Source organism: Okeania sp., from assembly GCF_983059655.1.
On the sequence record NZ_CEZPJD010000689.1, the window covers coordinates 1 to 4277 of the forward strand.

Annotated in this window: 2 protein-coding genes and 1 pseudogene; 2 read left to right on the forward strand and 1 reads right to left on the reverse strand. The window is 34.8% G+C overall.

The window, feature by feature from the left end; all coding sequences use genetic code 11:
* Nucleotides 1–91: 91 nt before the first annotated feature.
* Entirely contained in the window at nucleotides 92–1150 is a 1059-nt protein-coding gene (argC, locus tag AC3DU7_RS26700; RefSeq protein WP_488042295.1) for an N-acetyl-gamma-glutamyl-phosphate reductase, read from the reverse strand.
* Nucleotides 1151–1535: 385 nt separating this feature from the next.
* Here argC and AC3DU7_RS26705 point away from each other — a divergent pair.
* Together AC3DU7_RS26705 and AC3DU7_RS26710 are read left to right on the forward strand one after the other, a co-directional pair.
* A pseudogene (locus tag AC3DU7_RS26705) lies at nucleotides 1536–1906 on the forward strand (hypothetical protein); the annotation flags it as partial.
* A gap of 1387 nt (nucleotides 1907–3293) precedes the next feature.
* Nucleotides 3294–3707, forward strand: coding sequence for an AbrB family transcriptional regulator (locus AC3DU7_RS26710; RefSeq protein ID WP_488042296.1), 414 nt, complete (start codon nucleotides 3294–3296; stop codon nucleotides 3705–3707).
* Nucleotides 3708–4277 lie beyond the last annotated feature (570 nt).

Genomic DNA, 4277 nt, shown 5'->3' on the forward strand with positions numbered 1-4277 from the left:
ATATTAGGACATTTTTCAATCCTAAAATCCTTTAACAGTTCTCTGTTCCCTGTTCCCTATTCCCTGTTCCCTAGCGTATAGCGCTATATTATTAGGGATAAAAGCTTAACTGGGGTAATCCCAGGGTTTCTTCCCAACCCATCATCAAATTCATACATTGAATACCCTGACCAGCTTGACCTTTAATCAAATTATCAATAGCCGACATAATAATCACTCTATCAGTACGGTGATCCACCTCAATACCGAGATAACAGAGATTAGTGCCACAAGCCCATTTAGTTTTAGGATAAGTACCACTAGGTAATACTTTTACCCAAGGGCAATTACGATAAAAAGCATTGTAAATAGTCAGCAAATCTTCTCGCACTAAGCCAGGATCTCGGAGAGTACCATAAACTGTAGCTAATATTCCCCGTACCATTGGCATCAGATGAGGAGTAAATTGCACTTTCACATCATAACCAGCCAAGTTACCACAAATTTGTTCAATCTCTGGAGTATGTCGATGACTAGCTACTCCATAAGCACCTATAGAATTATCCGCCTCAGCTAGTAACATATTAATAGCTGCTTTGCGACCACCTCCAGAAGTCCCTGACTTCGCATCAATAATTGCAGTGTCCGGTACTATCAAACCCTGTTTAAATAGTGGAGAAAGTGCTAAAAGACTAGCCGTGACGTAGCAACCAGGGCAACCTATAAGTTGAGCATTGGCAATGCGATCGCGATACAATTCTGGTAAACCGTAGACAGCTGTAGCAGCTATTTTTTTGTCTGTACGTTCCCCACCATACCAAGATTGATAAGTTTCTAGATTAGAAAATCGATAGTCAGCCGATAAGTCCAAGACTTTGCATCCCTTCTCCAATAGAGTTGGTGCCATCTTCCAAGCTAAACCATTGGGAAGAGAAAGGAAGACTACCTGACATTTGCTGGCTATCTTGTCCAAATCTATTGACTCTACCATTAAATCTACAGAATGCTCCAAGTGAGGGTAGATTGAAGAAAAAGGTTTCCCCGCACTGCTGTCACCCCCCAAGTAAACAACCTTAGCCTTTGGATGATCCTCAAGCAGTTTGACAAGTTGCACCCCGCCATAGCCAGAAGCACCTACAATTCCTATTGGCACAGGTGCCGATTCATTCATAATATTAACTCCTAAGTAATTTTAGTAGTAAAAATTTTAACTTTTGCTGCATTTTAGTACTAAATTTGAATTTTGGTAATATTTAACATTTTGTTTTATAGTTTTTATTTTTTTGAGCATTGGCAAAATAACTTGTAAAAAATTTAATATTATATCAAAATTTATTAATTAGTAATGTAATTCAGATCTATTGGCCATATTAAATATAAAGAATTGTTATTTGAGTATTAAATTTTAGATAGAGATCCCATAAACTTTTCCTGAATCAAGAATGTAGTTCTATATAATAGAAAAAAATATGTTTCCAGTACATCGCCCTCGCCGTCTTCGTAACCATCCCCAGCTACGTTGTATGGTATGAGAAAATATAGTTAATACTAACGATCTGAGTCTATCCTCTTTTTGCTGTACCAGGAGAAAGTGTATCCAAAGAAGTGAAATCAATGCCTAGGGTTTATCAACTATCAATAGACATCTCCAAAAAAGAGGCAGTAAGCAGTAGGGAGAAATAATTGATAATTTATGGATAAGAATTGATTTTATTTTTGATTTATTAATAATTTATGGATAAGAATTGACTTTATTTTTGATTTTTGGAGATGTCTAATAGACAAAATAGTTGAGGAAGCTAAAGAAGTATATGATTTAGGAATTCCCGCGATCGTGTTGTTCGGCATTCTTGATGATAAAGATATTGAAGCTACAGGAGCTTGGCATGACTGTGGTATCGTCGAAAAAGCTACAATGCCAGTCCAGAACCTTTTACATATTAACGTAGTTGTGCGCCTGTAAACGAACTCCGCACACTCCGCGTTTTCGATACGGAATGCTGTGCTTTCCATGTCGCGCAGCGTCAAAGATGAACGCTGAGTGCTTCTTTAACGTGTGCTGTGCGCCAGCTAAATAAAAAACTTTCCTTTTCCTGATTCGGTTCTCCTGTACGTCACCCTACCGATGATTTTCTTACCTGAGGGTTCCGTCGTTGATTTATAAGTATTCAACCGGACATGATATTAAGCATTTATACTTCTTCCTTCTCTACCATTTAACTATGCACAACTAGCAGTATTTAGGGCTTGCTGATTAAATATCAAAGTGTTTACTGGCAAAGTCTAAAACCTTTGCAGGTACTAAGGGAGTATCAGCTTTTAGGTAGTTCCAGTTCAATTAGGAGCGTATTTTGGGCAAAATAGGGTTAGAAAATCAAGGGAAGATTCTTCTGGTTACTTCTTCTATGATTCTCATTCCTCCTGGATTCTGATTCCTCCTCTGAAAAAAAAAAGACTAGTGAAGCGCAAACCCTATTTATTTGTATAGAATCCAACCCATTTCATATCATTTCCGTTTAATAGCGATCGTGAAAAAATGGTTCCTCTTGCTTAGACGGCAAATCTCTTTAATTCTCGCTACTGCCTAAATCTCTACTCCCTTATTTATTAAGTATTCAATCAAAAATTATATGAAATCTATATAATTACCATTAGCAAGTCTTTTAAGTATCTGTTTTGATAAAAAATCACCCCTCAAATTTAATTTTCCCGTATTGCCTAACCCACATTTTCCTTACTTCAGACTCCGATCAAAAAAACTCAATATTTACCAAAGATACAAATGGGTACTACAACAAAGTTACTACATTTACCAATTGACACGATCGCCCAACTACTACCTATTAAAATTGTATTCATAAATAGCAATTTTAGCAAATATTTTCAATCACTACTTAAAGTTAGGCCATAAATTTATAGAGCAAATTCCAGATATCCAGATACTTAGAATGACCGATTCATTTTCAAAAAATCCGGCTGGTAAATTCAACTAACTGATTAAATAATTTACTATACATCCGTAACATTTTTCTTTCCTCCTCCCTCCTCAAATAATTTTGTACAAAAATAATCACTATATAGCCTAATAGAATAAAAAATCTTGAAAATTAGGAGAGAATTTCAGAGTAACAAGAATGCTTAAGTTCCACACTATGGAAATCTAGATTATCTACTCAAATATTAGTGGCCTTAAGGCTTAGTAAAATTTTTTTTTGCACAATTGATAAATTTCAGGATATATTTTTAATAAGCCTAACAATTTCCAGTAAAATTGATTTACTATATTATGAAGAGAAGGAGAATTATTAAGAACTATGGTTGAGAATCCAGAAACTCCATTAACAGGAAAAATCTTGCTTCAAAAGGTAAAAGAATTTGCTCACTTACCACGAAGGGAAACTGCTAAACGCTGTGGATATTACACAGTTACAAAAAATGAAGAAACTCGTGTTAATCTCACAGATTTTTATGATGCAGTTCTAGCAGCAAAAGGAGTTGATTTAGATCCTGATGGTAGTAAAGATGGGCGTGGTAGAGAACCAACTTATCGAGTTAGCGTTCATAGAAATGGCCAAATTGTCATAGGAGCAACTTATACTACATCTATGGGATTAAAACCAGGAGATGAATTTGAAATAAAGCTAGGATACAAACACATTCATTTGATTCAAGTAGAAGATGAGAAAGTCGATGAGACTAATGGTAATGGCTCACAGATAGAAGAATAAGTGGAATGGAGAAGCCGAGGAATTGTAATTAGCTAGGATTAGAGATTAATTTTACCTCTAAAATAATTACCTAGTTAATATGTAAATATTGTCATGATTCCCGGATTCTCCCTAATTTGTTCTTTGTCTAGAGGTAAAAATTTAAATAAAAAATCTATATTTTTAGTTAACTCTGCAAATAAGCTGACATTTTATCTAATTATCTAATTGGATAATTATGCACATCAATTTTCACCAGAAAATTATGGGACTTTTTAGGAATTTAAGTCTGTAGTTTGCTAGAACTAAATTTAGTGATTTATATTGTAGATTTTTATATTTGATGATTTTTCGAGGCAATCTTCAGCTAGTTGAAAGATAGTTAGTAATTGATAAGTACTTAGTTCCGCTTATCAGAACTAAGATTAATTTGATTTTTGCCAAAATATCTTTCCTGTGACGTGAATTTCTAAGAAGGCTGACCTCTGCTTTGATGCGTATATAAAAATGAGGTCAATCAAGTATTAATTGAGGATTTATGAATTGACGATCAGCAAAGTTGATATTATTTAACTGACTACCAATTTGGTC

Excerpts from the sequence above, each read along its gene's own strand:
- argC (WP_488042295.1), bottom strand. The coding sequence starts at position 1,150 with ATGAATGAATCGGCACCTGTGCCAATAGGAATTGTAGGTGCTTCTGGC.
- AC3DU7_RS26710 (WP_488042296.1), top strand. The coding sequence starts at position 3,294 with ATGGTTGAGAATCCAGAAACTCCATTAACAGGAAAAATCTTGCTTCAA.